The organism is Achromobacter sp. 413638 (assembly GCF_043119405.1).
GTDB lineage: Bacteria > Pseudomonadota > Gammaproteobacteria > Burkholderiales > Burkholderiaceae_B > Achromobacter.
This window is the reverse complement of record NZ_JBICCO010000188.1, coordinates 1-356: the sequence shown is the minus strand read 5'-3', so window position 1 is coordinate 356 and position 356 is coordinate 1. Positions and strand designations below refer to the sequence as shown.

The following is a 356-nucleotide window of genomic DNA, read 5'->3' as shown; positions in this document are numbered from 1 at the left end:
AAATGGGACCACGCATGTCGAATGGGATGCGGTGGACTTCATCGCCAAGCTGGCGGCACTGGTCCCGCCACCTCGCGCGCATCTCACCCGCTTCCACGGCGTATTCGCCCCGAATGCAAACCTGCGTGCGCAGCTGACGCCCTCGGGGCGCGGCAAGCGGCCTGCGGGCGATGCGGCGCCAGTGGACGTCAGCGCCCACGACGAGCCGCGCAGCCCCGAGCAGAAGCGCCGTGCGATGAGCTGGGCGCAACGGCTCAAGCGGGTCTTTTCCATCGACATCACCACCTGCGCCCACTGCGGCGGCGCGGTACGGATCGTCGCCAGCATCGAGGAACCCACCGCCATCCGCGCCATCT

General features: G+C 68.8%; 1 protein-coding gene. It reads left to right on the top strand.

All coding sequences use genetic code 11. The annotated features are described in order from the left end of the window. Positions 1-356: transposase (locus tag ACEU5R_RS32005; protein WP_392413946.1), on the top strand; the 356-nt coding region annotated here is incomplete at both ends.